We start from the raw sequence: 26,002 nt of genomic DNA, 5'->3' as shown, positions 1-26,002 counted from the left end.
GGTACACCATTTCCAACAATCGAGGCAGGGATTTCTCGCTATGAACCACTCCCAAACAACGCTGTTGAAACTAGCCCGTGATCGACAACTTCCCCATCCAGCTATGCTAGAGAAGTTTAATATTTCCAGCTGGCTTCAAGCCTATGAGTGGACTAGGGGCGAGCGAACCGAGGAGCGCGGTTTTCTCAATGGTGTTAGCTGGCTCAATGAGCATTTCCAGCGCGTACAAAATACTCGTCAGCAATTCACTTTTAGCCGAGAAGCTCCGCTAAGCGCGGACGAACTTATCCAAGCACACTTGGGTGCCGCCAATCACGCATTCTACCGGATTTCCGAGGAACAGATGGCGCTCATGACGGGGCAGCCCGACGCGGCGATGGAACAGTATCTTGACCTTAAGTCCACCCTTACTAATGGCGGCGTTGAGGTTGATCCTAATACCTTGAACGCGTTTCGGCTCGATAGCTTATGCGGGCCTTTCTGGGAACTATTAATAAAATATAGAGATGACATAGACCGGGTCTTTCCTGAAGCTCGTCCTCATCAACTGGACAAATTCATATTCTTTGAGAACGAAACCTCAATGGCCCAGATTTTTCATAGCTTCTCGCGAATCTGGCAGGATTTGCTCTACGGCGAGGTCAGATTTTTCCCGCATCCAAATGGAGTGGTACTAGCCTCCACCACACCTGACCCACATTTGATCAAGGCCGTCTCCAAATATCGTCGGGATCACCATAACGCCACCAATGCAATGCATATCGTCCGTGATTGGAAAAACCGGCGCTTGATTGCTGAGTCATTGTTATACGAAGGTCAATACCTGCATTACCAAAGCTCGGGTAACGTATTATCCTGCATTAGATGGCAGGATCTATCGGATGAGGCGCAGATGTCGGCTTTCTATCATCGTGCCGCACCACACTACATGGTCGACGAGCACCTGCATCCCTTGCTGTACTCAGCATCCGGCAATACCAAGGATAAGGCAATCCGCAATGTTTTGAAGGTGTGGTTTCACTTAGCGATTCTTTCAATTCAGATTAAAGAGACGGCTTTATCCAAGCCATCGCCAAGGCAGTGGGACGAGCTGCTGGACTTTGCCCCAAGAATTCGGCTGGACGATTTGATTGATAACCTAGTGCGTTGCACAAAGATGACTCCAGAAGACGTAACTATCGTTATCGAGATGCTCTCCTACGACGCCCGCAGCATCCAAAACGACCTTTGGAGCCAACCCTTGCTGGTTCTTGATGAGCATGTATGTTTCCCAGTGAGCGCCCTGCTGACTGCTAGTATTGGGCGAAATTTCGACACTTGGCTGCAGCGGATAGACCCCAATTCTAAACGACGTGGCAAATTATTCGAGCTAGACACGTTAAAAGTTATGCAAGAGTGCCGATCAAACAACCCAGTACTGGCTGAGCACCTCTACTGGACCGCGGCATTGAAATTCAAGTACGCGCCAAAAAAATTTGAAGAAATTGATCTGACATTTGCCCTAGGCAATTTGATAGTAATCGCTGAACTCAGAAGCCGGCGCACACCGATCACTCCACTGGATTATCACAACGAGATCTTCGACAACAATGGAATAGAATACAAAACTACTCAAGCCAGCCGAAAAGCAGAGCGAGTCCGCGAAAACCTACAAGAATTCTGCGCAGTGCACTACCCGTCACTCATAGGCCGCAATGACATTACGGTTATGCCCTTAGTGATCATAAATGGCCAGTTTCATGCAGGGTATCCCCGCAACGGTGTGCCTGTGCTGGACCCCCACCTGCTCAAACACTTCCTCAAAGACGCGCAAGCGAGATTCTACGGGAACATAGATGAAACCACGGGCCACATGTACAGCATCCCCCTGTATAACTCTCTGGACGAGGCGGTCCGAGTGTTTCCTCAATATGCTAGCTGCCCAACATTGATCAGTCTCTACAACGCACTGACCACGCAGGTTTCCGCAAAATACGAGATTCCCGGCAAAGATCTCCCCCCCATTTTTACCAACACCTTAGAAATTTCTAAAGTAACATCTGAGCGCTACATGCAGATCTTGGAGAAAATCGCCAAAGGCAATCTTCGCAAAAACTTTTGACTCCTACTTATAGACTATTACCAAAAGGAGCCTAGGAGGTGCGGATCAAAGCATGACATCAGCGGAATCAGCTGCAATTCCGCTGATGCAAGTCTATCAAGGGCTAACAATGACCTTGATGTCCGAGCCCGAGATGCTCTTGATGTATGAGTAGCTCGTTCCTAAGACGGCCAGTTGCTCCTTCGATACCTTCTTCGCTGATATCGCAGGCTGCACGATCACAAACTTGAAGATCAGCTCATGGTCGTGGCATTTGTTGCGCAGGATCTCCAGCTGCTGAGGCGTGCCTTTCAGGATTCTGTCGAAATCCTTCAGCAGTCCTTGCTGGTAGCGATCCATTAGCCGGTTGAAGAACTTGTCGCCGGTGTAAAGCCATTTCACCGACCTGGATGCCTGACCGCATACTTCATAGACATCGGCGACGCGCGCCCCAGGCGCAGCCACGCCATCCGTCATAGGACAGAATTTGCAGTGGTACAGGTCGACGTAAATTGCATCCTGGTTTTCCCGAATTGCCACCAGGTCAGCGATTTCGCCTTTGCCGTCATCGTTGAACACGATTGAGTAATCGTCAGCGATCTTGTCGAAAGTGAACCCTTGTACTGAATCCTTGCGTCGTTCCGCACGCATGGACTCCTGATGGATTTTCGTCGTTCCCCAATCCCAGGCTTCGAGCAAACCGGCAGGTAGTTTTACATCCATGCTGTTAAGCGAGTATTGACGGTAGTTCCCCTGCACCATGGATCCGTCGACCTTGAGAAGTACCAGCGGCTCTCCATCCAGATAAGAATCCAGTGGCATTTCGTGGGGGTAAAGGATCTTCACACCTGGGCAGGAGGTCTTGTACCCATCCTCCAACAATTTGATGGCGATGGTGGTCAGCCGGCGCTCCTCACCCTCGTTACCCACAACAATGACGGGGATCTCCAGCGTCCGTGCATCAATGTACTCAGGCTTACCAAGCTCGACATCGAGCAGGTTGAAAGTCTCTCCCTGAAAATACAGCGAGATCCTTTGCTCGTTTTCGATCGCGATCGACACAGGCCAGTCGGCGTAGAACAGCCCCTCTGGCCATTTGCCCTTGATTTGGTCGGCACGCATGACATTTTTGAGGACGTCACCAGGGTCAATGGTGTTGTCGTTGAGTTTGACCGCCATTCGCTTGCACCACTCGACCCAGTAGTTTATCGGAGAGGAGTTCATCTCCCAGATCTTGCCCTTGTGCGAGCAGCCTACGGTGGTTCGTTCTCCATCCTCAAAACCAGTGGCGAAGATGTTCGACTTTGTCGCATTGCCTTTCTCGATATCGCTGATCACCTGGTTGATGTCGCGCCCCACATGCATCGTAAACCGCAGGTCTTTCCGGGCGCGGGACAGGCCAACGTTCTGAAGCTTCATCAGCTTGATGTCGTGGAGCGTCCGGAACGCCGGCTCACCATTGATGCGACGGGAGTCTTTGGCCACCAGGTTCAGGAAGCGAGTTGCCTGAGTGTCGTCACCCGAGGTGTGAATGAAGAGGGTTTTCTGCGCTTTGTCATAGAACGCGATGTAAAGATTCCAGTTGGTATCGACGATCTCTTCGGTCTGAGCCCAGCCAACTAATGTCTCTCGCCGGGTTACCGCAATAACGGTATCGGCTTGCTCATTGATCGAGAAGTACTGCAGTATCTCTCTACGTCCGTCCAGACTCTGCGCCCGCTGCGGTGTCCAGTCTTTGGCAGAGACGTGATACGCCACGGCGCTGATTTTGGGGTTCGGGTTGAGCCCAAAGATCACTTGGGCATCGTCACCCTCAGCGAACTGTTCGTTGAAGTCCGCCTTCTCAATTTCCCGGCTGACCTTTTTCTCACTTACATTGCGAATGACTGCCCCCCAGTCAGCACTCTCCTTATAGAGGTCAGCCATCTGATGGTCGGTCTTCTGGTTAGCGATGTTCGCCACGAACTTGGCATCGCCTAGGGCCGCATCAACCCGTGTCAGCCGGCCAATGAACTGAAGCGTCACAGCAGGGCTTTGGTGTTGGTCATGAATGGCAGCAATTTTGAGCTCGGGCAGATCGAAGCCCTCACCAAGCATATCGACGCACACGATGATCCGGTGCTTCTTCTTGATAATTTCAGCCATCACCCTAGCCTGATTCGGCACATTGCTATGAATCAGTACCGGCGTGAGGTCGGGGTGCTGCTTGTATATCTCAAACAGGTCCGACGCCCGCTTGTGCGACTTTGCCCGCACCATCATCAGATGGTTATACCCAGCCTTGAGGTCAGCCCTGAGCAGCTCAACAGCCTTGTCTGCAATGGCCTGATCGGACAGCTTGAGGTTATATTCTCGTACCGGATGAAACTCGATACCTTTGAAATAGCCGTCAAGCTGCGCATCCCGCAGCGGGTAGTTGTAAATGATCTTACCGGCCAGAGCCAGACCATCTTCCCTGAATGGCGTCGCTGTGAACTGAATACACGGTTTGCCGATGAAGGCGGTTTTGATTCGATTCCAGCTGGCCGCAGCGACGTGATGAGCCTCGTCGATCATCAGGTGGCTGCACATATTAACCAGCGCGCCCAAGGCGGCGCCTTCGAATAGCAGCAGCGCCTGGGGAGTAGCCACAATAATGTTGGCGCTCGCCAAATCAGCAACCTGCTCCTCTGACAACTTTGAATCGATGGCCGCCACAATAGGATTGCGCGCCGTGTCCGATACCGCCCCCACGGTGCGGAGCGTCTTCATCTCCGTGCACTTACCCACCAACTGCGTTCTGAGGGCGTCCGAGGGAACCAGGATCAAGGTTCTTGCCATCCTCGCAGCGATGATCAGCGCGAGCATGGTGTCAGTCTTCCCTGTACCGGTCGGCATGACGACTGTGGCGGTCGAAGAAGGATCAACCACCAAGTGCCCCAGGGTGGCATAAAGCGCAGCCAGTTGAGGCTTGCGCAGCCCAGGTGCGTTGGTCTTTGGATCGTCGAGACTGAAATTGAAGTGATGGCTTTGCCAGCTTTGGTACACATCCAAATGCGTTTTGACTACATCGTCCATGGTGATTACCTGGAGGCAGAAAAGACTTCTGGGGAATAGGATGGCGACATGATAGCACGCATACTATTGCTCGCATGATCTTAACCACTGCTGGACGAAGTCAGCATTCCATCGAGCCAACGTGACCGCCCGCGCAAGCGCTGCAAATGGTTTCTCGCCGACAGGTGCTACGACGCCGAAGCGCTACACCGCTACTGAGACCAGTACCGAATGCAACCCGTGATCCCGTTGCGCTCAATGAAGCGCAAACCCAAGCCTGGCTTAGCCAGACTGTTTGACCGGCCGAAGTACCGACAGCGCAACATTATCGAGCGCATATTTGGCTGACTGGAAGAGAACCGCCGCATCGTGACACGCTTCGACAAGCTTACGAAAAGTCATGCAGCAATGGTCGCACTGGCTTGTTCCATGCAGTGTTTTCGACATCTCTTTTCGTACAGAGCCTAGGTATATCCAGCGAGCCTTGATTGATAACGTGTTCTTCAATTTTAATAGAGATAGGACTACGCCCACCAATATCGCAAGGGCTGCCTCAATAAAATCTTTCTTTATCTTGGCATTATCGAGTCCTTCTGACTCTATGTTGCCCCTAATTCAATTGAGCCTAACGATTAATCCAACGAGCAGGAAAAAGCGTAGCTTTTGGCTCTCCAACGAACGGAGTGAGCGATAGTTGAGCACATTATTAGCCTTTGCTGAGAATGTATTGGCATTGATCGATAATTACATCAAGTTTTATGACCCAAGGGCGTAGCTCTGCTCTTTTCCATTCGCGGGGGTCTGCCCAGCCTAAAGCCTTTAGTCGAGCTGAACTATAAAGCTGATAATCATATTCGCTGATAGCCATTGATGCATGGTTCCATTTCCGCGCCAGCTCTCTTTCCTGATCGCGAGATGGCTCGACTCCTTGCTCTAGATCGTACAAATAGGCCTTTGTTGCGATTACGGCATCCATTACCAGTTGTAGAGCCTCACGCTTGTTTCTGAGTTCTTCAGATGTCTCATTATTTTTTTCCTTCCAGAATCTAGCGGCATCAATAATGGCAGATAATGCTTCGATAACCATGCTCGGATCTCTAATATGCCAACGACAGAATTAAGCCGCGCCACGAAGTGGCGTCGGCTTGAATGAATTAATTGTTAGGCCTTCGCATCGCGACCCTCGATGTGCTGCTTTTCGCTCTCGTAGGTGATGAAGCGGTGCACGGTCTCGACGCGCGTAGTTCGGCATGAAAGAACGACAAAATCAATCTCCCCTCCGATGCCCAACTGATGCTGGAGTGGTTGGGATCGATCGTGTTGCTGTTGGCGCACGACAATATCGATCATGAAATCCGGAAATTGGATATTGTCAGTGGTCAAGACCGGAACCTGCGGCTTTAATCCAAGCGCGTAAGGAAGACGCTCTGGTTGGAAGTTGGCGGTTGATCTGTAGGCATATCCAACGTACTGCCCCTCTGCTCGTGAGTAGCCAAAGTGATAGATCGTTGTGGTAATGAAGCCGAGCCCGCCAGCTGCATCTGCTGATGCTTTGAGCACACTTGGCGCGATGGATCCGACGTTATCAACATCTCCTAAACACTTCAGGGTTTGCAGGTAACCAAACCAGCCAGTTACGAACCCGGCGTGGCCGGTTCCTGCGACCAACAGATCAGAGTCTGGAACGGACAGGAACTTACGTTGGAAGGCCAGCGGCATGCGGTCATCAGCTCCAACCACCAAAGTGTCCATTGCGACGCAAACTTGATCGGGTTGAAGTGCGAATACGAGTGCGGTCATGTAAAGGAGGCCTAACGTTTGGTTAAGGGACGGGTTTAGTCCATCCCAGTGAGCGAAGCGACGATTTGAGCCAATTACTATACGAAATCAAGGATCTGAATAAGTGCTTGCAGCAATATTGAAATAGCAGCAAATATAGCGCCGATCGCATTCCATCGAGATTGTGCAGAAAAAGTTGCAGACATATCCCACCCATCCAAGCTTACGGAGGCATAATTTGGTTTCTCGCCTTTCCTTTCAGCTTTTTTCCGACGGCGCTCCATCTCTTTTTCATGGCTGACTTTCACAATGCTTGCGTACAACCAACTTCCCGCAGAAACAAATCCGCTAGCGATTGACAAGATCAACATAATCGCAACATATATAGTCATACCATCTCACCGAGTCCGATTGATTAGTATAGGATTTTACTCACCGGGAGCTATGAGCGCAACGAGTAATTTTTTGCGCGCAGCAACTTGTTAGCTATTCCACATACCCATACTAGGGCCTGAATAGCTTTGTTCCTTCTTTTGTTGAAATTTCTGTTGTAAAGCTTTTTCAAGGTGCAAGTTCTCCGCAAACTCGGATACCTTCATACATTTTGTCACAGTCCCATCATGACTGACACCAGCAACGAACGAATAGCCACCCGCGCCAGTTTTTGACGTCTTTTTAAACTCCACAAACTTTCCAAGATAGCTAATAAAGCTATCTTTTGTTGCTCCTAAAACAAGAACTTGCTAAATCGCCAAGTCCTTTCCAGAAAAATACTGCCTACACCTCAAAAGGAAATCATCGTTTTCGGCAACACCATAAATTATTAAATAATGAATTCCAATTGACTCCAACACACTCTTAGCTGAATCGTAATCTGTAAATTTCCCGACTTCATCAGCAATTGCGCTTTTGTCACGCTTAAACTCTATCAACACCCATTTATTTACATTAGAGAAGATAGCATCACCAGCTTTTTCGTGACCCCATCCAATGGCGCAATAAACATGTTGAGATCCACATACTTTTGAACGAAAAAGTACTCAACTGTCTTTTACCACCATAAGATATCCATCAATGCTCCTTACCTGGAATGAATAGGCAACTATTAATACACACCAATTGGCACATAACTTTCTAGGCAGGCGCGGTGTATAAAATTCCTTGTTCCTTTGGCTATCCGTGTCTAGGCTGAGGCTTTCAGCGTGCAGATGAGCAGCCGTTGTTGCTCGACCAAACGCGGGAGCAAATTCACCTGCGGCTCTACTCGATTCTCACAGAACGTGTCTATTGCAGGACGGTTATGCCGTCCGGCATGAATAGGTTCGCTGCTCATGCGAGTTTCGCAGTGTGTGACTGCGTCTTTACCAGCACTAGGCGCTAGGCAGCATTTTCTCTGATCCTGGCCGTCAGCTCCTTGTGGTACAGCATCTGAGACTCAAAGCTTCAGAGTGAACTCTAACCATCACAGCCTTAGATAAGCTCGCTCCTCGTGAAATCTGGCTTTCGGCATTCCAATTGGTATTCCAGAACTACTTTTTGAAAAATACTTTCTCAGCCAAAAGAGAGGCTTAGCCAACCAATTCAAATTACCCCGGCCCATCAAATTCCAAAGAAAAAGACGCCCTCGGGCGTCTTTTTTTTTTGTGCCTGGATTTTAGGGTGCGCGAGCCCCAAAATCAGATTTCACCCCTTCCGTGTAGGCCGTTTCCTCAGGCCGATGCTGTACTCGAGGGAGCGGGTTTACCCGCGAAGAATCCAACGCGGTGCATGGCACCGGCTGTGCCGGTGTTCGCGGGTAAACCCGCTCCCACAGGGCCCCCGCCAAATCAACAAGTCATATGCAGTTCCATGAAAGCCCGGCTTGTCGGAGATAGGAGCAGCACAAGCACCTGCAACACGAGTGGGATCGATTAATGGCCAGCAAAGCACTGCTGGATGATGCCGAACTCGGCATGATGCGCTGAACCCCGCACTGCCCTTCCCCGTGCTCGGCCAGCCTCAAAAACGGACTTCGCCCAACAGATACGGGGGTCAAAGGACGAATGGTCGAAATGTGTCAGGCACGGGGAATTGCTGGGAGTTTTTTGCCACTACTGGCGTTTCAGCCAAGCGCGTTCGTCGTGGTGAAATGAACTTCACTTTCTCGGCGTGTCAGATTAGGTCCTTGTCAAGCGAACTTCAGTAGAGGTACAGCCTTATGAGCATGGCCACAATTGTAAGTGCCGTGATTTCCAGTCTCGCACCAAGTGTCTTTGACCATAACAGCCTGCAAGAACCCGGCGCGCATATCTCTGCCGTCGAATACCACTACGGGATGAACATCGATGTGAAACGCGTATTGCAACGCACCGATACATCCGACAAGACCGGTGTGGTACCGGTAACCGTAGTGTATGAAGACAGCAAGGGCGAGATTCACAAGATCCGCTTCCTCGAATGGGGTGGAAGCCCCGCAGCTCCTACTGGCGTGGCCTGATCCGCCCAACGTTAAAGCCCCCCAGAAACGGAAGTCAAACCTCGTCCGCATTCAGTGCGAATGATGTTTCCATCACCTGAAAACGGACATGAGCGAATGATTAAAAGTTCATTCGCGAGAAACACTATTATCTTGACAGCCTAATTCTGCAAGTTAATGACCAGAAATAGCTGAAATTCAATTTCAGCCAACAACAGCACACTCCAGCCAAACAGTGCTGGAGTCATGCTGAGCAGTTCACAAAGTTTTACTTGAGGATATCCAGATGAAAACCATGAAAGTTCTCTTCGTTGCCGCCGCCCTGACCGCTTCTACTCTGGCGATGGCCTCCGGCGGTGGTGATCGGACCTTCGCACGCATGGAGTCAGCCCGCAAAGCCTCGATGCAGGCCTTCCAGCTCGCAGAGAAACAGAAAGCAGAAGCCGCTATAGCTGAAAGCAAAGCCAAGCCAGCCAATGACGCCAAGGGCTGATCGATATAGCGCGTCCTCCAGCCTGGTCATATAGCAGGCGTTTTCGATCCATACCGTCACCACCAACGCATGAACATATGCCGCTAGGGTCGGTACGCAGTGATCGGGGACAGGGGGACGCTCTGTGTGGCTTTGGCCATCTGGGTGATTTCCACCTGCAGTTGGTCTTTGCCGAGCAGGTAGTCGGCCAGTTTCTGCGAGAACGGCCAGTAGTTCAGGGTGGCAGTCAGGGTCAACGGCCCGACGGCGTCGGTCGGTACCAGGAAGGAGAACTCGCCGATTTCGTAACCCTTGGGCAGTATGCGGTTGTCCGAGAGTATTTGCGTGGCATTCCACACCTCCACATCCAACGGATTACCGTCCTTGTCGCCTATGTGCACTTTGAAGTTTCGCGTGTTGTCCTCGGTCTTGCCGTCCTTGATCGAGCCCAGCCGATAGAGCTCTCGCCCACTGGCATCCAGCACCTGGAAATCGATCCACATCTCCCGGCCCTCCGGAAAGCCAGTCGGCAATTTGTGCCCGGCACCGACGTTGGCAACCTTGACGGCTACCGAGGTGTATTGCCCGGGCGTGATGACTGCCGGCGGTTGCTGGAAGGTTATTTCCGCTGCGCGCGCAAGCATGTCGCGCGCGCGTTGCGCGCCCTCTTCCTGGCCAAGATGCTTGAGCATCATGGCGTTGGCCCCGCTGAACCAATGCGAGGCAACATCTTCGCGGTCCGGCCCCATGATCGCGGCCTTACCCGCAAAACCCGGCATATGGCAACTTTGGCAGGTGACACCGTTAAGGCTGTACGCGCTCTCCTGCCATTCGTCATACGTGCGCTCGACCGCCACGCTGCTGAAAGGATGCGTGACGTTGTGGCAGGTGCCGCAAAAGTCCGAACGCGTGTGCAGGTCGGAATATACGGTGTCGTGATAAGGCGACACGGCATCTTTGCGCGGGCCGAACTTGGTCGGTTTACCATGTGCCCGAGGGCTCAGAACATAGGCGCCGTTATCAAGCCCAGTACGGGCACTGATGTTGTGACAGGACTCGCAATCGACCCCTGGCATCGGATGATTCTTGGCGCTGTCTTCAATCGAGGAGCGATTGACTTGCGAATTGATCTGCCCGGTCGTGAGACCGATCGGGGTATGGCAGCCGGTGCAGAAGTTGTCGACCTTGCCTTCCGTGGCTGCACTCGCACGCTTGAGCAACGCCCGATAGATAGGTTCATCCCAGGCCTGGGACATCATTGATGAGCGCCACTGCTTGTAGATTTCCGTATGGCAAGCACCGCATACCTGGGCGTTGTCGAAGTCCTGCACATTGAGAACCAGGTTGCCGGGGGTATTGGCCCGATGCGGAAAGAACGGCATCGCGCCAGTCACATGCAAGAGCCTGGAGCGCGCCGGCTCCAGCCACTTCTCGTTACCTTGATTGTCATTGCCTTGAAGTTCCTCGGCTACCACCACCAGCGTTGCCATCAGCAGGCAGGCCAGAAAACACAACTTCGGCAGTGCCAGCCGCACAAACGTATGCCTCATAAGCATTTCCCCTGGGCGGTTGTAGAGGCGCGCAGCAATGCTTCTATTGAGTAGCCAGGGGTATTTGTGCCGCCAACCGATGGTTACCTGCAATCACTCAATAGGTACTGTCAGCTTCGCTGCTTTCCGACTCTGCACCTTTGATGAACAGGATATGTTCACTCAGCAATTGGCTTGCCAGCCCCGCAAAAACATGTCGGGGCAACAGGAAGACCAGCAGGTATTGTTCAGCGCTTGAAGCGCTCAGTTAATGGGGCCCACAAACTGCTGGGGTATCACGCCCATTAGTGGGGCAACTCACCCCGAAGTCGGGGGTACGAATACGCTGCCTGGTTCCTGCGCCCGGGAAGTTTCATGCTATTTACGCTTGAGTTGTGTCACAGCCACTATGAAGCCGTAGTTTCCATGGTGCCTGCCGTGCTGGCGACCACAAGCGCCACGATACAAGCCAGCAAAGCGAATGCCGTGAACACCGCCATCACATGCATGCATGGCATGACATGGTTCCAGGCTCGGGCTACCCCCAGAAAAGCGGCGAACAGCCAACCACTCATGGAGAACGCCCCCAAGAGTGCAAGGCGACCGCGGTCGGAACCCGGTAACAAGACGAAAGGGGCTTTTTGCAACAACGGGAAGCCGATGCGATGCAACAGGCCGCCGTTCAATGTCAGCAACGCGACAACCGCAACCTTGGCCCAGAGCTTCTGGTTGAGCAAATACGCTGCGCCCTCGAGAAGATATCCCTGAAGTATCAACAGCAGACCACTGCCCCAAAGAGCCAGTAACGCAAGGGTGGCAATTTTCCTGGTTTCTTCCAGGTACTCATGCTTTGCCTGATCCAGCGCTTCCTTGCGCCAACTCCAAAGCTTGTGATCGGCAAGCAAGACCCTACCGAGGGCAATACAGGTGGCGAGCAGATGAACATACACGAGGAGCATTTTCAGCATTATTTTTATGACCTTCTTTTTATATGGACAATGCTCTCCTTGCGTCCTGAAATTTAATCTTAATGATACCGATTACCAGCTGCAACATAAAGTTTCAAAACCACCGGACCAGTATCTTGACGGATTGGTCTACTTTTTATAGGGATCTCGGCTGCCCAGTTCAGTGGCGATCAAGCGATCAACAGGCTCATCGACGAATTTCGAGTGGATATCAATATCATCCACTCGACTCGAGAACCGGGGGCGGGCTGTAAAACGAAACGTCCCGGCTCCTCGGCCCCTGTGCAAACTCATGGCCTTCACTGCACTCAACTACCCGGATAAGCCAGTTCGATCTGCTGATCGAACTCCCCGCCAACCCCACAATACTCCCGCGGAATGCGCTCGATATCTTCGGCTACCTGCGCAATCACCTGGCGCAGTTCCAGGCGCTCGAGCCAGCGGACAGGGATAGCGGCAGCACCATGTTGCGCACCCAGCAAGTGCCCGACGACCAGCCCGGTACTGCTGCTGTCGCCGCTGTGATTCACCGCCATGGCTACCCCTTCCTCGAGTGACCGAGCTGTCAGCGCACACCACAACCCAACCGCCAGCACCTGGTCAGCGACCCAAGCAGCGCCAAAATCGTCAATGCGTTGCGGGGTGGGTGCATAGCCCTCGTAATAGAAGAACAGCACGCGCTCGATCAGGCTGCGCGTTTCCTCCATGCCAGGTACCTGCCCGTACCTGGCCAGGCTCTGAGTCACAGCGTGCTCCACGCTATCTTGTCGATCGACAATGCGCTGGAGAATGTCGGCGAACAGCCCTGCCGCCAGGTAACCGGTCGGATGCCCGTGCGTCAGTCGCCCGGACTGCGCTGCGTAGTCAAATGCATGGGCAAAGAATGCACAGGGTGCAACCCGTACCAGGGCACCGCAGCCCTTGCTGTTGTTTTCGGCAACCGCACCCAGCCGCCCGCTGCTCTTGAGCGCATTCAGGCAAGTTGCGTCGGGGGCGCGGCGCGACCAGAGCTCCACGTGCTTGATCAGCCAGCCATCCGTGGTCACCGGTATCGTCGAGGGGTAATCCTGTGTCATCAGCCAGCGCAGCAACGCGTGATGAATAATGCTCGGAACATGACAGCGCTGCCGTGAACTCCCAAGCACATAAGCCCGCAGCAAGCCTTCAGCGGTGAACAGCATCATCTGCGTATCGTCGCTGATCGCACCGGTGATGCCGTAGGCCGGGGCAAGATCAATGATGCCCTGCGCGCCGAACCTGGCCTTGATCACAGGCCACTCGAGAAACTCCACGGGGGCGCCAAGCGCGTCTCCCACTGCGCCACCTAGCAGGCAGCCTTTGATCCGTTCAAGTCTGTTCATGTCTTCCCTTGTCACTCTTCTGCAGAGACCAGGTTCTGCAAAAGCACCAGCTTGCTTTGCAGCTGTGCGATGTGCGCTTTGTCGGCACGCTGTGCCGCACGTAGCTCCCGGTTTTCCATCTCCCATATCCGCGCCCAACGCGCGTCCTGGCGACAGGCGAAAACCAGGTGCCAGATTTCTCGCAACCGCAGGTACTGCATCAGGAGCACCACCAGGATCACCCCGATCAACACCAACGCTCCTGTTGAAACCGCTTCAGACATGGTCATGTCCACTTCCTTTCGTGACTTCAATTTATTTCGAAGACAGGAACACGATATGTAGTGTTTAGTGACAGGTCTAGAATGTAGACTTATACAGGTAAAGTTATCGCGCACATGGAGAGGGTATGAAACGCAAGCAATCCATCGAGCAGGTACGCTGGGACCTGGCACTTCGCTATCGCTTGATCGAGACCGTTGCCTGGTGGGAAGGCCGGCTGACCACGGGCCACCTGATGCAGAGCTTTGGCATCAGCCGCCAGCAGGCGTCGAAGGACATCAATACCTACATCACCGAACATGCGCCCAAAAACTTGACATATGACAAGCAGCTCAAGGGCTATGTACCAAGCAAGCAGTTCAAGCCGCTGTTCATCGACGACAGCGCCAGCGCCTACCTGCACCTGCTTTACCAGAACAATGAGCGGGCCCCGCACATCGACGGGCTGGCACTGGCCTATGCGCATACCCGGGTGCTGGAAGTGCCGGACCGGCCTATTCGCCCGGAAGTGCTGCGCCCCTTGCTCAAGGCCTGCCGTGAAGGCTTGCGCCTGGAAACCGAATACGTGTCCTTCAACACCCCCAACGTGGAGGTGCGCCTCATCGCCCCGCACACGCTTGTCTACACCGGCATGCGCTGGCACGTGAGGGCTTACTGCGAAAAGAACGGCCAGTATCGCGACTTCGTCCTCAGCCGCCTGCGTGGGCAGCCAGACCTGCTCGACCAGTCGCCGAACACGCGCGAGCAGGATGAAGACTGGAATGTCGAGGTGCCGGTCATCTTCGAACCTGACGGGCGATTGAACGCGGCGCAGAAGGCAATCATCGAAACCGACTTTGGCATGACGCAGGGGCAACTGGTGGTGCCCAGCCGCAGGGCGCTGGTTAAGTACGTGTTGCAGCGTTACCAGATCGACCACCGCAACCTGGCAGTACTTCCCGAGGCGCAGCAACTGGTGGTGAGCAACCTCAAGGAACTGAAGCCATGGCTGTTGAATGACTGATTGTCGGATGCCGCGACGAGGGGCTCGATGCCCCCAGTCGCTGTGTCGTGGTGTCCCGCCGCACGTTTCATGATCGCCCCTCGGCCAGCAATACCTCCGGCATGGCCGGCAGCGGCCGGCTCAGCAACACGCCGACCAGCATCGCGAACAGCAGCGCCGCCACACCAGCGACCTGCAACACGGCTTCGAAGCCCCCGATGAACGCCTGACGGGCCAAGGGGGCCACCGTTTCCCGCAACCCGGGCTCAAGCAATGCCAACGCCGCCTGCAAGTCCCCAGCGGCAACCCGCGTCGCCATCGCGGTAACCTGCCCCGATTGCCCGGGCGCCACCACAGCCATGACCTCGTGCAGCAACTGCCCGCTACGAGCAGCCAGCACGCCACCGAGCACTCCAATGGCCAGCACGATCGCCCCGAACCGCGTCGTGGTGCTCAGCCCTGAGGCCATGCCAGTACGCTCACGCGGCACGCAAGCCATGACGTTCTTCTGCGTGTCGCCATTCAGCAGTCCGGCACCAGCACCCAGCACCAGGCTGGCCAGGGCGAATACACCGTAACTGCCCTGCTGCGTGGCCCAGGCACACAACAGGTTACCCGCCCCGACCAATACCAGGCCGAGTGCGAACACCTGCGACGGGCTCAAGTGCGCAGCCAGGCGCATGCCCAGGCGTGGCGTCAGCAGCATGGCCACGGCAAACGGCAACATGCCCGCCCCTGCGGCCAGGGCCGACAGCTGCAGGCCGTTCTGCAAGTAAAGCGGCAGCAGGGTCATCATCACCTGGGCGCAGGCAGCGTAGGCGAACATGCCCAGCAAGGCACCAACGAAACGCCCGCTGCGCATCAGCCGCAGGTCGATCATCGGCCGTTCCTGGCTCCGCTCGACCATGACGAACAGGCCGAACAGGAAGGCGCTGATCACCAGCCGTCCCAGGGTTTGCGCACTGCCCCAGCCCACCTGGTTGGCATCGATCATTGCCCAGATCAGGTAACCCAGGCTGCCGGAGAAAGTCAGGCTGCCCCATGGGTCGAGCCGGGCCGCAGCGCTGTCACGGGACTCTTCGACACTGCGCAGCACCATCACTGCGAGCACTGCCACCAACGGCAGGTTGATGTAGAAGATCCAGCGCCAGCCAAGGGTGCTGGCGATCAACCCGCCCAGCAGCGGCGCAAAGGTGATGGTGGCGCCCATGCAGGCGCCCCAGAAGGCCCAGGCGCGCATGCGTTCCTGGGGTTGGTGGAAGCGGTTGCCGATCGCGGCCAGGGCCGAGGTCAGCAGCAGCGCCGCACCAACGCCCTTGGCTGCCCTGGCAAGGTCGAGGAACAGCAAGTTGGGCGCCGCGCCACAGGCCAGCGAGGCGATGCCGAACAGGGCCAGGCCGAGCAGCAGCATGCGGCGGCGGCCAAAGCGGTCGGCCAGGCTGCCAGCGGGCAGCAGGCAGGCGGCAAAGGCCAGCAGGTAGGCGCTGACCACCCATTCGATATCGGCGAACGAGCCGGACAGGTCGCGGGCGATGCTAGGCAGGCTGACCGCGACGATGTTGGTGTCGAGGATGATCAGGGCGCAGACCAGGGATGCGGTGAGCAGGGTGAAACGCGCAGAGGGCATGGTGAGGCTCCGGATGCAGGGCTGGTTGGTCAAATCGCCGGGGCTGCCTTGCAGCCCATCGCAGGCAAGCCAGCTCCTACAGGGACCGCACCGCCTTCAAGGATTGCGCAATACCTGTAGGAGCTGGCTTGCCTGCGACGGACCGCAAAGCGGTCCCCTGCAATTCCCTGGCAGCCTTTGCCGCCAAGCCATCAGCCTTGTAGTGTTGGCCTCACCATAACGCCGCCAGCCCCCAGGCTTGTTAGCCCCGGCGGCCCGCGTCATTACCCTGCAGGTAACACCCATGGAAATCCGCCATTTCCGCTACTTCCTCTGCGTCGCCCGCCACGGTCACTTCACCCGTGCCGCCGAACAGCTGGGCATCGCCCCGCCCACCCTCAGCCGGCAGATCCAGGACATGGAGCGCGAGCTGGGCGTGCGCCTGTTCGAGCGTAACCAGCGCGAGGTCAACCTCACCGCAGCGGGCCAGGCCCTGTTGGTCGAGGCCGAACATGCCGTACGCCAGTTCGATGCTGCACAACTGGGCGCGCAACGGGCCGCCCGAGGCGAAAGCGGGCGCATCGAACTGGGCTATGTGGCCTCGGCCGCGTACTCGGGCATGCTCCAGCAGCAAGTCAGCCGCTACAGCGAAACCTGCCCCGGCGTGCGCCTGAACATTCGCGAACTGCCCATGGCCGAACTGCCCGGCATGGTCCGCGACGGCCTGCTCGACCTTGCCTATGTGCGCTCACCGATGGAGCTGCCCGAGGAACTCGAAGCCATCGCCTTGCACCAGGAAGGTTTCGTCCTCGCCCTGCCCGCCAGCTCACGGATAAATGAAGTGCCGCAGATCCCGGCCTCGCGCCTGGCCAATGAAACCTTCATCCTGCCCGAACAGATCTCCGGCACGCTGGAGGTGGCCGCACAAGGTGGTTTCGTCCCGAAGCTCGGCCCCCAGCCAGGCAGCCTGGTGGCGGTGATCACCCTGGTGTCACTCGGCCAAGGCATCGCAGTGGTGCCGGAATCGGTGGTGCAACGCATCAGCCTGCCGCAGGTGAACTACCGGCGTATTGTCGACTGCCAGGCCAGCTCGTGGCTTAGCCTGATCCACCGGTGCTTCGAGAAAGCGCCGGCGGCAATCAGATACATCAAGATGATGAAGGGCTGAAAAAACAAAGGGCACCCATCCACTGGTGCCCTTTGCCCTACCGCCAGGTGAACTCAATCACCCCATCGAACGCACCCCCACAGGTTGCGCATTGCCTCGCGTGGTCACGATCCCCAGGAAGGAAATCACGATCGCCAGGCCCAATGTCGAGCTCACTTCTGCCCGGTGTTCAGGCGTGAACATCATGACCGCCAGTGCCCCGCCAATGAACAGGATCACCGCCCAGGTCAGGTACGGGAACAGCCACATGCGGAACTTCAGCTCGGTGTTTTCCCGCTCCAGGCGGCGGCGCATGCGCAGCTGCGAAATGGCGATGACCATGTACACCAGCAAGGCAATGGCGCCGGAGCTGGCCAGCAGGAACTCGAACACGCCCTTCGGCGCGAAGTAGTTGAGGATGGCAATGGCCGCGCCGATCAGCGTGCTGCCGAATACCGCAGCGCGTGGCACACCGACCTTGGAGGTCTTGTTTAGCATGGCCGGTGCGTCACCGCGCTTGGCCAGCGAGTACATCATCCGCGAGGCAATGTAGATCGAAGAGTTCATGCAGCTGGTCACTGCCACCAGCACCACTAGGTCGACCATGAAGGCCGCGTTGGGGATGTTCATGATCTCCAGCGCACGCTGGTAGGAACCCACCACCGCCAGCTGCGGGTCGTTCCACGGCACCACCGAAATGATTACGAAGATCGACAGGATGTAGAAGGTGCTGATGCGCCAGATCACCGAGCGAGTGGCCTTGGCGATGTTGCGCGACGGGTCGCTCGACTCGGACGCGGCGATGGTCACCGCTTCGGTGCCGATGAAGCTGAACATCACGGTGATGAACGCACCCACCACGGCCGACCAGCCCTTCGGCGCGAAGCCGCCGTGCTCGGCCATCAAGCCGCTCAGGCCGCTGACCTCGCGGTTGGGCAGCCAGCCCATCAGTGCGGCGAAACCCAAGCCGATGAAACCGAGAATGGCCGTGACCTTGAGAATGGCGAACCAGAACTCGAACTCCCCGTACTTGGCCACGCTGAACAGGTTGGTACCGGCCAGCAGCAGCACCGAAGCCAGGGCGAATATCCAGCTGTCCACCTGCGGGAACCAGGCGTTCAGCACATGCCCGGCGGCCAGTGCTTCGATCGGGATTACCAGTACCCAGAACCACCAGTACAGCCAGCCGATGGTGTAGCCGGCCCAGCGGCCGATGGCCTGCTCGGCGTAGGTGGAAAACGATCCGGTGTCCGGGTGTGCCACGGCCATTTCGCCGAGCATGCGCATGACCAGTACCACCAGGGTCCCGGCCACGAAATAGGAAATTATGGTAGCTGGCCCGGCTGCCGCGATGGCGTGGCCAGAGCCGACGAAAAGTCCGGCGCCGATGATGCCGGCGATGGACAGCATCGTTACATGACGTGGCTTGAAACCTTGTGCAAGGTTGCCATCAGATCCCACGGTGTTCATTGATGTTGTTCTCTTTTTGCTGACACAAGGATGGACGGGCAGGTGTAGGCGAAAATATCTCCTTTGAAATCAATAAGTCGACACGTTACTCGCGCTCTGTTGTTGATATTTGGCACGCGTCACAGAGCAACGTGTCAGTGCAGGTCGGGCTTCATTTAAGCCCCGCAGGGCTGTGGGAAATTACACGAGAACGCCCCGGAACTGTTCGATCACGACAGGGCATTTCCATGAACGCCAGATGTCGTGAATGGCATGCCCGATCGCGCCACCAGGCCGTCTGGAGCTTTTGTTTTTCATTTGGGTGTGTTTGTGGCTGTACTGGCCCTTTCACGGGCTCGCCCGCTCCCACAGGTTACTTCCACGCCCCTCAAACCTGTGGTGTACCTGTGGGAGCGGGCAAGCCCGCGAAAGGGCCGGTGCAGGCATCACCACTTTCTGCCAGCCACAAAAAAGCCCCGGTCTCCCGGGGCCTCTGTTGCCAGGCGTCTGCCTACGCCTGCCCGGTACGCTCGAAGCGTCGGGCCAGCAACAGGTAAGCGAGGATCCCCAGCACGCCATGGGCGGCCACGAACCAGAGTGCGTTGTGGAACGAGCCGGTGCTGGCCACCACATAACCGATCACCAACGGGGTGACGATACCGGCGATGTTGCCGATGCCGTTGAACACGCCACCGCACAGGCCAACCATCTTCTTCGGCGCCACATCCGACAACACCGCCCAGCCCACCGCCGCCAGGCCTTTGCCGAAGAAGGCCAGGGTCATCAGGGCGATCACTGCGGCATTGCCGTCCACATAGTTGGCCAGCACCAGGCTGGTGGACAGCCCCATGCCGATGATGAACGGGGTCTTGCGCGCCCTGGACGGGTGCACGCCACGGCGGATCAGCCAGTCGGACACGAAGCCACCGAGAATGCCACCGGTAAAACCGCAGATTGCCGGCAACGCGGCCACCCAGCCGGCCTCCATGATGGTCATGCCACGGCCCTTGATCAGGTAGATCGGGAACCAGGTGATGAAGAAGTAGGTGAGCGCGGTGATGCAGTACTGGCCCAGGTACACCGCCCACAGGTTACGGCTGGTGAACAGTTGCGCAAGCTCGGCCCGGGTCGGTTTGCTCTTGGCGGACTTGCGTTCCTTTTCCAGGTCGACCAGGGCGCCGCCTTCACGCATGTAATCCAGCTCTTCGGGGCTCAGCCCTGGCGCACTGTGCGGCTCGTGGTACAAGCGGAACCATACCACGCTCAGCGCCAGCCCCAGCACGCCCATCCAGATGAACACCTGCTCCCAGCTCAGCGCATGGGTCATCCACGCCATCAACGGTGCGAACACCACCACGGCCATGTACTGCGCCGAGTTGAACAGTGCCGAGGCGGTGCCGCGCTCGCGGGTGGGGAACCAGCAACTGACGATGCGCGAGTTGGCCGGGAAGGCCGGCGACTCCACCAGGCCCAGCATGAACCGCATGGAGAACAGCGCCACGGCGGCGGACACACCAGCCAGGCCCAACCAGCCCACGGTCCCTTGCAGCAGGGTGAACAGCGACCAGAGGATCAGGCTGATGCCGTAGACCCGGCGGGCGCCGAAGCGGTCGAGCAACCAGCCGCCAGGCACCTGGCCCAGGGCGTAGGCCCAGGCGAAAGCAGAGAAGATCATGCCCAGCATGACCGGGTCCAGGCCGAGGTCCTTGAGCACCTCGGTGCCGGTAATCGACAGGGTGGCGCGGTCGGCGTAGTTGATGACGGTGATGACGAAGATCAGTGCCAGGACCAGGAAGCGATGGCGACCGATCCCGGCCACGGCCTGCGGTGCGGCGACGGCGGATTTGCTGTTCATGTGGACCCTCTTGCTTCTCGGTGGAAGCGATTGTTCTTGTGCGGAGAAGGTGTGGCCCTTGGGGCCTTGTGTTGCCTGTACCGGCCTCTTCGCGGCTAAAGCCGCTCCCACAGGGTCAGTGCAGTGTTCAAGGCATGCGCTGTCCCTGTGGGAGCCGGCTTGCCGGCGATGGGGCCTACGCGCAATTCGGGGGAACCTCGCCGCGGAAGCAAGCAGCGAGATTCGATAAAACCATCTGCCCCATTTCCAGCCGGGTTTGCAGCGTGGCGCTGCCTCGATGCGGCTGCAGAACGACCTGGTTCAGGTCACGCAGCGCCGGCGGCACATGCGGCTCATCGACGAACACATCCAGCCCGGCCCCGGCAATGCGCTGCTCACGCAACGCCTCGACCAGCGCGTTCTCATCCACCAACTTGCCGCGCGCCACATTGACCAGGTACCCCTCCGGCCCCAGTGCATCGAGCACCTCGGCCGTCACCAGCACCTGGCCGCCATCGGCGGCAGCTGCAACCACCAGCACATCCACCGAGCGCGCCAGCTCGACCAGATCGGCCTCATAGCGGTAGCCGGTTTCTGGTTGCTCGCGCCGCCCGTTGTAGGCAATACGCATGTCGAATGCAGCGGCACGCCGAGCGATTGCCTTGCCCACCTCGCCAAGCCCGACGATGCCCAGTTCGATACCGCTGACCTTGCGCGCCAATGGCAGGTCGACCTTGCCCCACAAGCCATCACGCACCAGCCGCTCACCCTCGCCCAGGCGGCGCAAGGTGCCAATGATCAAGCCCATGGCCAGGTCGGCCACATCGGCGGTGAGCACGCCCGGCGTAGTGGTGACATGGATGCCGCGGCTGGCCGCATGGCGCAGGTCCACGGCATCGGTGCCGATACCGCTGATGGCGATGATCTCCAGCGCGGGCAGTTGCTCCATCAGCCCATTGGACAGGCCCTTGGCACCGCCTGTAACCACACCACGAATGCGCGGGCCGGCTTCGTCGAGCAACTGTTGCGGGTTGGAATGCTGATACAGGCGATGTACCCGATAGGCGCTGACCAGCCGGGCGTCGATGGCCTCTGGTACTGGCTGGGTCAACAGCACTTCGATGGGGTTTTCGTTCATGGTGGGCATCCGGCAGTTCGAAGACATGACTCGATGCTAGGCCGGCATTTGATACAGGTCTAATATAGATGCTGGATCGAATAATTCAGGAATTGAATCATGGAGCTGCATCAGCTGCGCTGCTTCGTGGCCGTGGCCGAAGAGCTGCATTTCGGCCGCGCCGCCACCCGCCTGCACATGACCCAACCGCCCTTGAGCCGGCAGATCCAGTTGCTGGAACATGCCCTCGGCGTGTTGCTGCTCGAGCGTAACAACCGCCAGGCGCGGCTGACCCTGGCGGGCCAGAGCTTTCTCGAAGACGCCCGTCGCATCCTGCTGATCGCCGAGTCGGCCAGCCAGTCGGCGCGGCGCATCGCTCATGGCGAAGCGGGCCGGTTGACCCTGGGTTTCACCGCAGTGGGTGCCTACAGCATGATCCCGCGCTTGCTGGTGCATGCCGGGCAGGCGCTGCCGGACATCGAACTGGTGCTCAGCGAACGCGTCTCCAGCACCCAGGTGCATGACCTGGAGGCAGGGCTGATCGATGTAGGCCTGGTGCGCCAAGTGCTGCCCAGCGCGCGTGTGGAGTACCTGCCGATCCACCGCGAACCCTTCATCGCCGCCCTGCCCGCCGGGCATGCGCTGGTGGCACGTGAGCGGCTCAGGCCGAGCGATTTCGATGAACAACCATTCGTGATGTACAGCGCCAACGAAGGGCGCTACTTCCATGACCGCATCGCCAACCTGTTTGCCCGGCATGAGGTGCAGCCGCGGTACCTGCACCAACTGGGGCAGACTCACTCGATACTGGGGCTGGTCAATGTGGGGCTGGGCTGCGCGGTGGTGCCGGCCTCGGCGCAGGCATTGCGCCTGGAGCAGGTGGTGTTCAGGCCATTGGTGGGGATGGAGCAACAGGCGGAGATTTTCCTGGCGTTCTGCCGGGATAACCCCAACCCGGTGCTGGGGGCATTCGTGGCGATGGCGCGGAAGTTTTTCGAAGCAGGTTGATTTGTGCCTGCCTCTTCGCGGGCTCGCCCGCTCCCACAGGATAAATGCAGGCCTGGAGCCTGATGCAGTACCTGTGGGAGCGGGCAAGCCCGCGAAAGGGCCAGCAGCCTCAACGCACCAGGCAAGGCCGCTTGTTATCGAAGCTCCACCCCGGAATCAGGAACTGCATTGCCACGCTGTCATCCCGCGCGCCCAACCCCATGTTGCGGTAGCACTCATGCGCCTTGGCCAACTGGTCTTCATCCAGCTCCACCCCAAGCCCCGGCCGAGCCGGCACGTGCACATGCCCGTCGACGATGCGCAGTGGTTCGCGGGTCAGGCGCTGGCCGTCCTGCCAGATCCAGTGGGTGTCGATCGCAGTGATTTCACCCGGCGCCGCAGCCGCCACCTGGGTGAACATTGCCAGCGAGATATCGAAGTGGTTGTTGGAATGCGAACCCCAGGTCAGCCCCCAGTCGTTGCACATCTGCGCCACCCGTACCGAACCCTGCAAGGTCCAGAAGTGCGGGTCGGCCAGCGGAATGTCCACCGACTGCAACTGGATCGCATGGCCCATCTGCCGCCAGTCGGTAGCGATCATGTTGGTGGCGGTGGGCAGGCCGGTAGCGCGGCGGAACTCGGCCATCACCTCACGGCCCGAGTAGCCGTTCTCGGCACCGCACGGGTCTTCGGCGTAGGCCAGCACATCGTGCTTGTCGCGGCACAGGGCAATGGCCTCCTTCAATGACCAGGCACCATTCGGGTCGAGGGTGATGCGGGCTTCGGGAAACCGTTCGGCCAGCGCCGTTACCGCTTCCATCTCCTCCTCGCCGCGCAACACCCCGCCCTTGAGCTTGAAGTCGCTGAAGCCATAGCGCGCCTTGGCGGCTTCGGCCAGGCGCACCACCGCGTCCGGGGTCAGGGCCTTTTCGTGGCGCAGGCGGAACCAGTCGTCCTCGGCATCGGCTTCGTTGCGGTAGGCCAGGTCGGTCTGCTGGCGGTCGCCGATGTAGAACAGGTAACCGAGCATCTTCACTGCCTCGCGCTGCTGCCCCTCGCCCAGCAGTGCCGCCATCGGCACGTTCAGGTGCTGGCCGAGCAGGTCGAGCAGCGCAGACTCGATGGCCGTCACCGCATGCACGGTGATGCGCAGGTCGAAGGTCTGCAGGCCGCGACCAGCCGAGTCACGGTTGGCGAAGGTCTGGCGCATGGCATTGAGCACGCGCTGGTAATGGCCGATCGGCTGGCCGACCACCAGGCCGCGGGCGTCCTCCAGTGTCTGGCGGATCTTCTCGCCGCCCGGCACCTCGCCCAACCCGGTATTGCCGGCGCTGTCACGCAGCACCACCACGTTGCGGGTGAAGAACGGGCCATGGGCACCACTGAGGTTGAGCAGCATGCTGTCGTGCCCGGCGACGGGAATCACGCGCAGATCAGTGACCACGGGGGTGCTGGTGTGAAGGGTCTGCATGTTCATGGTTGTTGTCTCGCAGTCATCAATGGCTCTGACCCAGGGCCGAAGGGGCCTTGAGGTCATCGGAAGGGACGCCCTTTGGGCGAGTGCGTACGAAGAAGATGGCAATGGCCGCCAGCACCGAGGTCACCGCCAGGCCGTACAGGCCGCCCTGGATCGAACCGGTCTGCTGCTCCAGCAGGCCGAAGGTGGTGGGGGCGACGAAGCCGCCGAGGTTGCCAACCGAGTTGATCAACGCGATCACCGCAGCGGCGATGCGGGCATCCAGGTAGCCCTGCGGGATCGGCCAGAACAGTGACGACGCCGACTTGAAACCGATGGCCGCGAAGCACACCGCGACAAAGGCGAACACCGGCCCACCCGTGGTGGACATGAACATGCCGATGGCAGCGATCACCAGCGCACCTGCGACCCAGGCCTGCTGGAACTTCCAGCGCGCCGAGCCGGCGGCGAAGGCATACATGGCCAGGATCGAGATCAGCCACGGGATCGAGTTGAAGAAGCCGACCTGCAGGTCACTGAGGTCACCCATGCGCTTGATGATGCTCGGCAGCCAGAAGGTGGCGGCGTAAATGGTCAGCTGGATGCAGAAGTAGATCAGGCAGAACAGCAGGATCTGGCGGTCCTTGAGCAGGCTCCAGGCCGATGGCCTGACCGCGCCGACCGCTTCGCGCTCAAGCTGCTCGCGATCGATGGCGCCCACCAGTGCTTCCTGCTCGGCCTGGCTCAGCCACTTGGCGTCCTGCGGCCTGGAGTCGAGCCAGAAGAACACGAAGAAGCACAGCGTCACCGAGGCCATGCCTTCGATGAACAGCATCCACTGCCAGCCATGCATGCCCAGGCCCTGGATCTGCATCAGCGCGCCGGCCAGCGGCCCGGAAATCAGCGACGCCAATGCCGAGCCGCTGAGGAAGATGGCAATCGCCTTGCCACGCTCGGCGGCCGGCAACCAGCGGGTGAAGTAGTAGATCACACCGGGGAAGAAGCCCGCTTCGGCAACGCCCAGCAGAAAGCGCAGCACGTAGAACTGGGTTTCGTTCTGGACGAAGGCCATGGCCGTGGCCACCAGCCCCCAGGTGAACATGATGCGGGTCAGCCACAGCCGTGCGCCGACCTTCTGCAGCAGCATGTTCGAGGGCACTTCGAACAACGCGTAGCCGATGAAGAACAGGCCGGCGCCAAAGCCATAGGCCGCGGCGCTGATGCCAAGGTCGCTTTCCAGATGGGGGCGGACGAAGCCGATGTTGACGCGGTCCAGGTAGTTGACGATGAACATGATGACGAACAGCGGCAGGACGTGGCGCTTGACCTTGGCCACGGCGCTGGCCAGGGCGTCGCCTTCATTCCGGGCAGACGGAGCGAGGGTATCGTTCACTTGCGGATCTCCCACTAATTGTTTTTGTGCGGGTCGAGGTTGTCTGACATGGCAGTGGGGAGGAGCATATGCGCAGTGCAGTTGTACGAC

The 26,002-nt window shown here is 57.8% G+C and carries 20 protein-coding genes and 1 pseudogene; 7 read left to right on the top strand and 14 right to left on the bottom strand.

Going from position 1 to position 26,002, the window contains the following annotated elements; translation table 11 throughout:
- The first annotated feature begins 40 nt into the window (after positions 1-40).
- A complete protein-coding gene (locus CAG44_RS19810) occupies positions 41-2,101 on the top strand; it encodes a hypothetical protein (RefSeq protein WP_085692842.1) in 2,061 nt (686 codons plus the stop codon).
- Positions 2,102-2,197: 96 nt separating this feature from the next.
- Here the strand turns inward: CAG44_RS19810 and CAG44_RS19805 are convergent, their stop codons facing one another.
- Positions 2,198-5,137, bottom strand: a complete 2,940-nt coding sequence (locus CAG44_RS19805) for a DEAD/DEAH box helicase (RefSeq protein ID WP_085692841.1) — start codon at positions 5,135-5,137, stop codon at positions 2,198-2,200.
- 87 nt (positions 5,138-5,224) lie between these two features.
- On the opposite strand from CAG44_RS19805, the pseudogene CAG44_RS19800 reads away from it, so the two are divergent.
- A pseudogene (locus CAG44_RS19800) lies at positions 5,225-5,584 on the top strand (transposase); the annotation flags it as partial.
- 238 nt (positions 5,585-5,822) lie between these two features.
- Here CAG44_RS19800 and CAG44_RS28295 read toward each other — a convergent pair.
- From CAG44_RS28295 to CAG44_RS28290, 3 genes are all read right to left on the bottom strand, one after another.
- Positions 5,823-6,203, bottom strand: coding sequence for a hypothetical protein (locus CAG44_RS28295; protein ID WP_143493881.1), 381 nt, complete (start codon positions 6,201-6,203; stop codon positions 5,823-5,825).
- A 74-nt stretch (positions 6,204-6,277) separates the two neighbouring features.
- Positions 6,278-6,916: a hypothetical protein gene (locus CAG44_RS19795; protein ID WP_143493879.1), complete on the bottom strand. Its 639-nt coding sequence runs from the start codon at positions 6,914-6,916 to the stop codon at positions 6,278-6,280.
- Between the two features lie 77 nt (positions 6,917-6,993).
- Positions 6,994-7,287 (bottom strand): hypothetical protein, encoded by a 294-nt coding sequence (locus CAG44_RS28290; RefSeq protein ID WP_143493877.1) that lies wholly within the window; start codon positions 7,285-7,287, stop codon positions 6,994-6,996.
- A gap of 1,805 nt (positions 7,288-9,092) precedes the next feature.
- On the opposite strand from CAG44_RS28290, the gene CAG44_RS19785 reads away from it, so the two are divergent.
- Both CAG44_RS19785 and CAG44_RS19780 read left to right on the top strand, forming a co-directional pair.
- A complete protein-coding gene (locus CAG44_RS19785; RefSeq protein ID WP_061303559.1) occupies positions 9,093-9,371 on the top strand; it encodes a DUF2790 domain-containing protein in 279 nt (92 codons plus the stop codon).
- 265 nt (positions 9,372-9,636) lie between these two features.
- Positions 9,637-9,843, top strand: coding sequence for a co-regulatory protein PtrA N-terminal domain-containing protein (locus tag CAG44_RS19780; RefSeq protein ID WP_085692838.1), 207 nt, complete (start codon positions 9,637-9,639; stop codon positions 9,841-9,843).
- 83 nt (positions 9,844-9,926) lie between these two features.
- Here CAG44_RS19780 and CAG44_RS19775 read toward each other — a convergent pair whose 3' ends face one another.
- The 4 genes from CAG44_RS19775 to CAG44_RS19755 form a co-directional block, all read right to left on the bottom strand.
- Complete coding sequence (locus CAG44_RS19775; RefSeq protein ID WP_371858544.1) at positions 9,927-11,372, bottom strand: multiheme c-type cytochrome; 1,446 nt, start codon at positions 11,370-11,372, stop codon at positions 9,927-9,929.
- Positions 11,373-11,758: 386 nt separating this feature from the next.
- Complete coding sequence (locus CAG44_RS19765; protein ID WP_025340720.1) at positions 11,759-12,319, bottom strand: hypothetical protein; 561 nt, start codon at positions 12,317-12,319, stop codon at positions 11,759-11,761.
- Between the two features lie 308 nt (positions 12,320-12,627).
- Positions 12,628-13,680, bottom strand: coding sequence for an ADP-ribosylglycohydrolase family protein (locus CAG44_RS19760; RefSeq protein ID WP_085692835.1), 1,053 nt, complete (start codon positions 13,678-13,680; stop codon positions 12,628-12,630).
- 11 nt (positions 13,681-13,691) lie between these two features.
- Positions 13,692-13,949, bottom strand: a complete 258-nt coding sequence (locus tag CAG44_RS19755; RefSeq protein WP_025340722.1) for a hypothetical protein — start codon at positions 13,947-13,949, stop codon at positions 13,692-13,694.
- 119 nt (positions 13,950-14,068) lie between these two features.
- On the opposite strand from CAG44_RS19755, the gene CAG44_RS19750 reads away from it, so the two are divergent.
- Positions 14,069-14,944 (top strand): WYL domain-containing protein, encoded by an 876-nt coding sequence (locus CAG44_RS19750; RefSeq protein WP_025340723.1) that lies wholly within the window; start codon positions 14,069-14,071, stop codon positions 14,942-14,944.
- Between the two features lie 67 nt (positions 14,945-15,011).
- Here CAG44_RS19750 and CAG44_RS19745 read toward each other — a convergent pair whose 3' ends face one another.
- A complete protein-coding gene (locus CAG44_RS19745; protein WP_085692834.1) occupies positions 15,012-16,550 on the bottom strand; it encodes an MFS transporter in 1,539 nt (512 codons plus the stop codon).
- 283 nt (positions 16,551-16,833) lie between these two features.
- Here CAG44_RS19745 and CAG44_RS19740 point away from each other — a divergent pair, with 283 nt between their 5' ends.
- A complete protein-coding gene (locus CAG44_RS19740; RefSeq protein WP_085692833.1) occupies positions 16,834-17,697 on the top strand; it encodes a LysR family transcriptional regulator in 864 nt (287 codons plus the stop codon).
- A 57-nt stretch (positions 17,698-17,754) separates the two neighbouring features.
- Here CAG44_RS19740 and gabP read toward each other — a convergent pair whose 3' ends face one another.
- From gabP to CAG44_RS19725, 3 genes are all read right to left on the bottom strand, one after another.
- Positions 17,755-19,146, bottom strand: coding sequence for a GABA permease (gene gabP, locus CAG44_RS19735; RefSeq protein WP_075046444.1), 1,392 nt, complete (start codon positions 19,144-19,146; stop codon positions 17,755-17,757).
- A gap of 490 nt (positions 19,147-19,636) precedes the next feature.
- Positions 19,637-20,980 (bottom strand): MFS transporter, encoded by a 1,344-nt coding sequence (locus tag CAG44_RS19730; protein ID WP_085692832.1) that lies wholly within the window; start codon positions 20,978-20,980, stop codon positions 19,637-19,639.
- Positions 20,981-21,155: 175 nt separating this feature from the next.
- Positions 21,156-22,097, bottom strand: coding sequence for a 2-hydroxyacid dehydrogenase (locus CAG44_RS19725; RefSeq protein ID WP_085692831.1), 942 nt, complete (start codon positions 22,095-22,097; stop codon positions 21,156-21,158).
- Between the two features lie 99 nt (positions 22,098-22,196).
- Here CAG44_RS19725 and CAG44_RS19720 point away from each other — a divergent pair, with 99 nt between their 5' ends.
- Entirely contained in the window at positions 22,197-23,084 is an 888-nt protein-coding gene (locus CAG44_RS19720) for a LysR substrate-binding domain-containing protein (RefSeq protein WP_085692830.1), read from the top strand.
- Between the two features lie 109 nt (positions 23,085-23,193).
- On the opposite strand, the gene gudD is transcribed toward CAG44_RS19720, so the two are convergent.
- Both gudD and CAG44_RS19710 read right to left on the bottom strand, forming a co-directional pair.
- On the bottom strand, positions 23,194-24,540 hold the full coding sequence (gudD, locus tag CAG44_RS19715; protein WP_085692829.1) for a glucarate dehydratase: 1,347 nt from the start codon (positions 24,538-24,540) through the stop codon (positions 23,194-23,196).
- A 19-nt stretch (positions 24,541-24,559) separates the two neighbouring features.
- Entirely contained in the window at positions 24,560-25,912 is a 1,353-nt protein-coding gene (locus CAG44_RS19710; protein WP_025340729.1) for an MFS transporter, read from the bottom strand.
- Positions 25,913-26,002: the final 90 nt, after the last annotated feature.

The organism is Pseudomonas sp. B13(2017), assembly GCF_002113245.1.
Classification (GTDB): domain Bacteria; phylum Pseudomonadota; class Gammaproteobacteria; order Pseudomonadales; family Pseudomonadaceae; genus Aquipseudomonas; species Aquipseudomonas putida_Z.
Note: the sequence above shows the minus strand (reverse complement) of the source record. Positions and strands in the feature narration are given on the sequence as shown.

Excerpts from the sequence above, each read along its gene's own strand:
- CAG44_RS19810 (WP_085692842.1), top strand. The coding sequence starts at position 41 with ATGAACCACTCCCAAACAACGCTGTTGAAACTAGCCCGTGATCGACAA.
- CAG44_RS19805 (WP_085692841.1), bottom strand. The coding sequence starts at position 5,137 with ATGGACGATGTAGTCAAAACGCATTTGGATGTGTACCAAAGCTGGCAA.
- CAG44_RS28295 (WP_143493881.1), bottom strand. The coding sequence starts at position 6,203 with ATGGTTATCGAAGCATTATCTGCCATTATTGATGCCGCTAGATTCTGG.
- CAG44_RS19795 (WP_143493879.1), bottom strand. The coding sequence starts at position 6,916 with ATGACCGCACTCGTATTCGCACTTCAACCCGATCAAGTTTGCGTCGCA.
- CAG44_RS28290 (WP_143493877.1), bottom strand. The coding sequence starts at position 7,287 with ATGACTATATATGTTGCGATTATGTTGATCTTGTCAATCGCTAGCGGA.
- CAG44_RS19785 (WP_061303559.1), top strand. The coding sequence starts at position 9,093 with ATGAGCATGGCCACAATTGTAAGTGCCGTGATTTCCAGTCTCGCACCA.
- CAG44_RS19780 (WP_085692838.1), top strand. The coding sequence starts at position 9,637 with ATGAAAACCATGAAAGTTCTCTTCGTTGCCGCCGCCCTGACCGCTTCT.
- CAG44_RS19775 (WP_371858544.1), bottom strand. The coding sequence starts at position 11,372 with ATGAGGCATACGTTTGTGCGGCTGGCACTGCCGAAGTTGTGTTTTCTG.
- CAG44_RS19765 (WP_025340720.1), bottom strand. The coding sequence starts at position 12,319 with ATGCTGAAAATGCTCCTCGTGTATGTTCATCTGCTCGCCACCTGTATT.
- CAG44_RS19760 (WP_085692835.1), bottom strand. The coding sequence starts at position 13,680 with ATGAACAGACTTGAACGGATCAAAGGCTGCCTGCTAGGTGGCGCAGTG.
- CAG44_RS19755 (WP_025340722.1), bottom strand. The coding sequence starts at position 13,949 with ATGACCATGTCTGAAGCGGTTTCAACAGGAGCGTTGGTGTTGATCGGG.
- CAG44_RS19750 (WP_025340723.1), top strand. The coding sequence starts at position 14,069 with ATGAAACGCAAGCAATCCATCGAGCAGGTACGCTGGGACCTGGCACTT.
- CAG44_RS19745 (WP_085692834.1), bottom strand. The coding sequence starts at position 16,550 with ATGCCCTCTGCGCGTTTCACCCTGCTCACCGCATCCCTGGTCTGCGCC.
- CAG44_RS19740 (WP_085692833.1), top strand. The coding sequence starts at position 16,834 with ATGGAAATCCGCCATTTCCGCTACTTCCTCTGCGTCGCCCGCCACGGT.
- gabP (WP_075046444.1), bottom strand. The coding sequence starts at position 19,146 with ATGAACACCGTGGGATCTGATGGCAACCTTGCACAAGGTTTCAAGCCA.
- CAG44_RS19730 (WP_085692832.1), bottom strand. The coding sequence starts at position 20,980 with ATGAACAGCAAATCCGCCGTCGCCGCACCGCAGGCCGTGGCCGGGATC.
- CAG44_RS19725 (WP_085692831.1), bottom strand. The coding sequence starts at position 22,097 with ATGAACGAAAACCCCATCGAAGTGCTGTTGACCCAGCCAGTACCAGAG.
- CAG44_RS19720 (WP_085692830.1), top strand. The coding sequence starts at position 22,197 with ATGGAGCTGCATCAGCTGCGCTGCTTCGTGGCCGTGGCCGAAGAGCTG.
- gudD (WP_085692829.1), bottom strand. The coding sequence starts at position 24,540 with ATGAACATGCAGACCCTTCACACCAGCACCCCCGTGGTCACTGATCTG.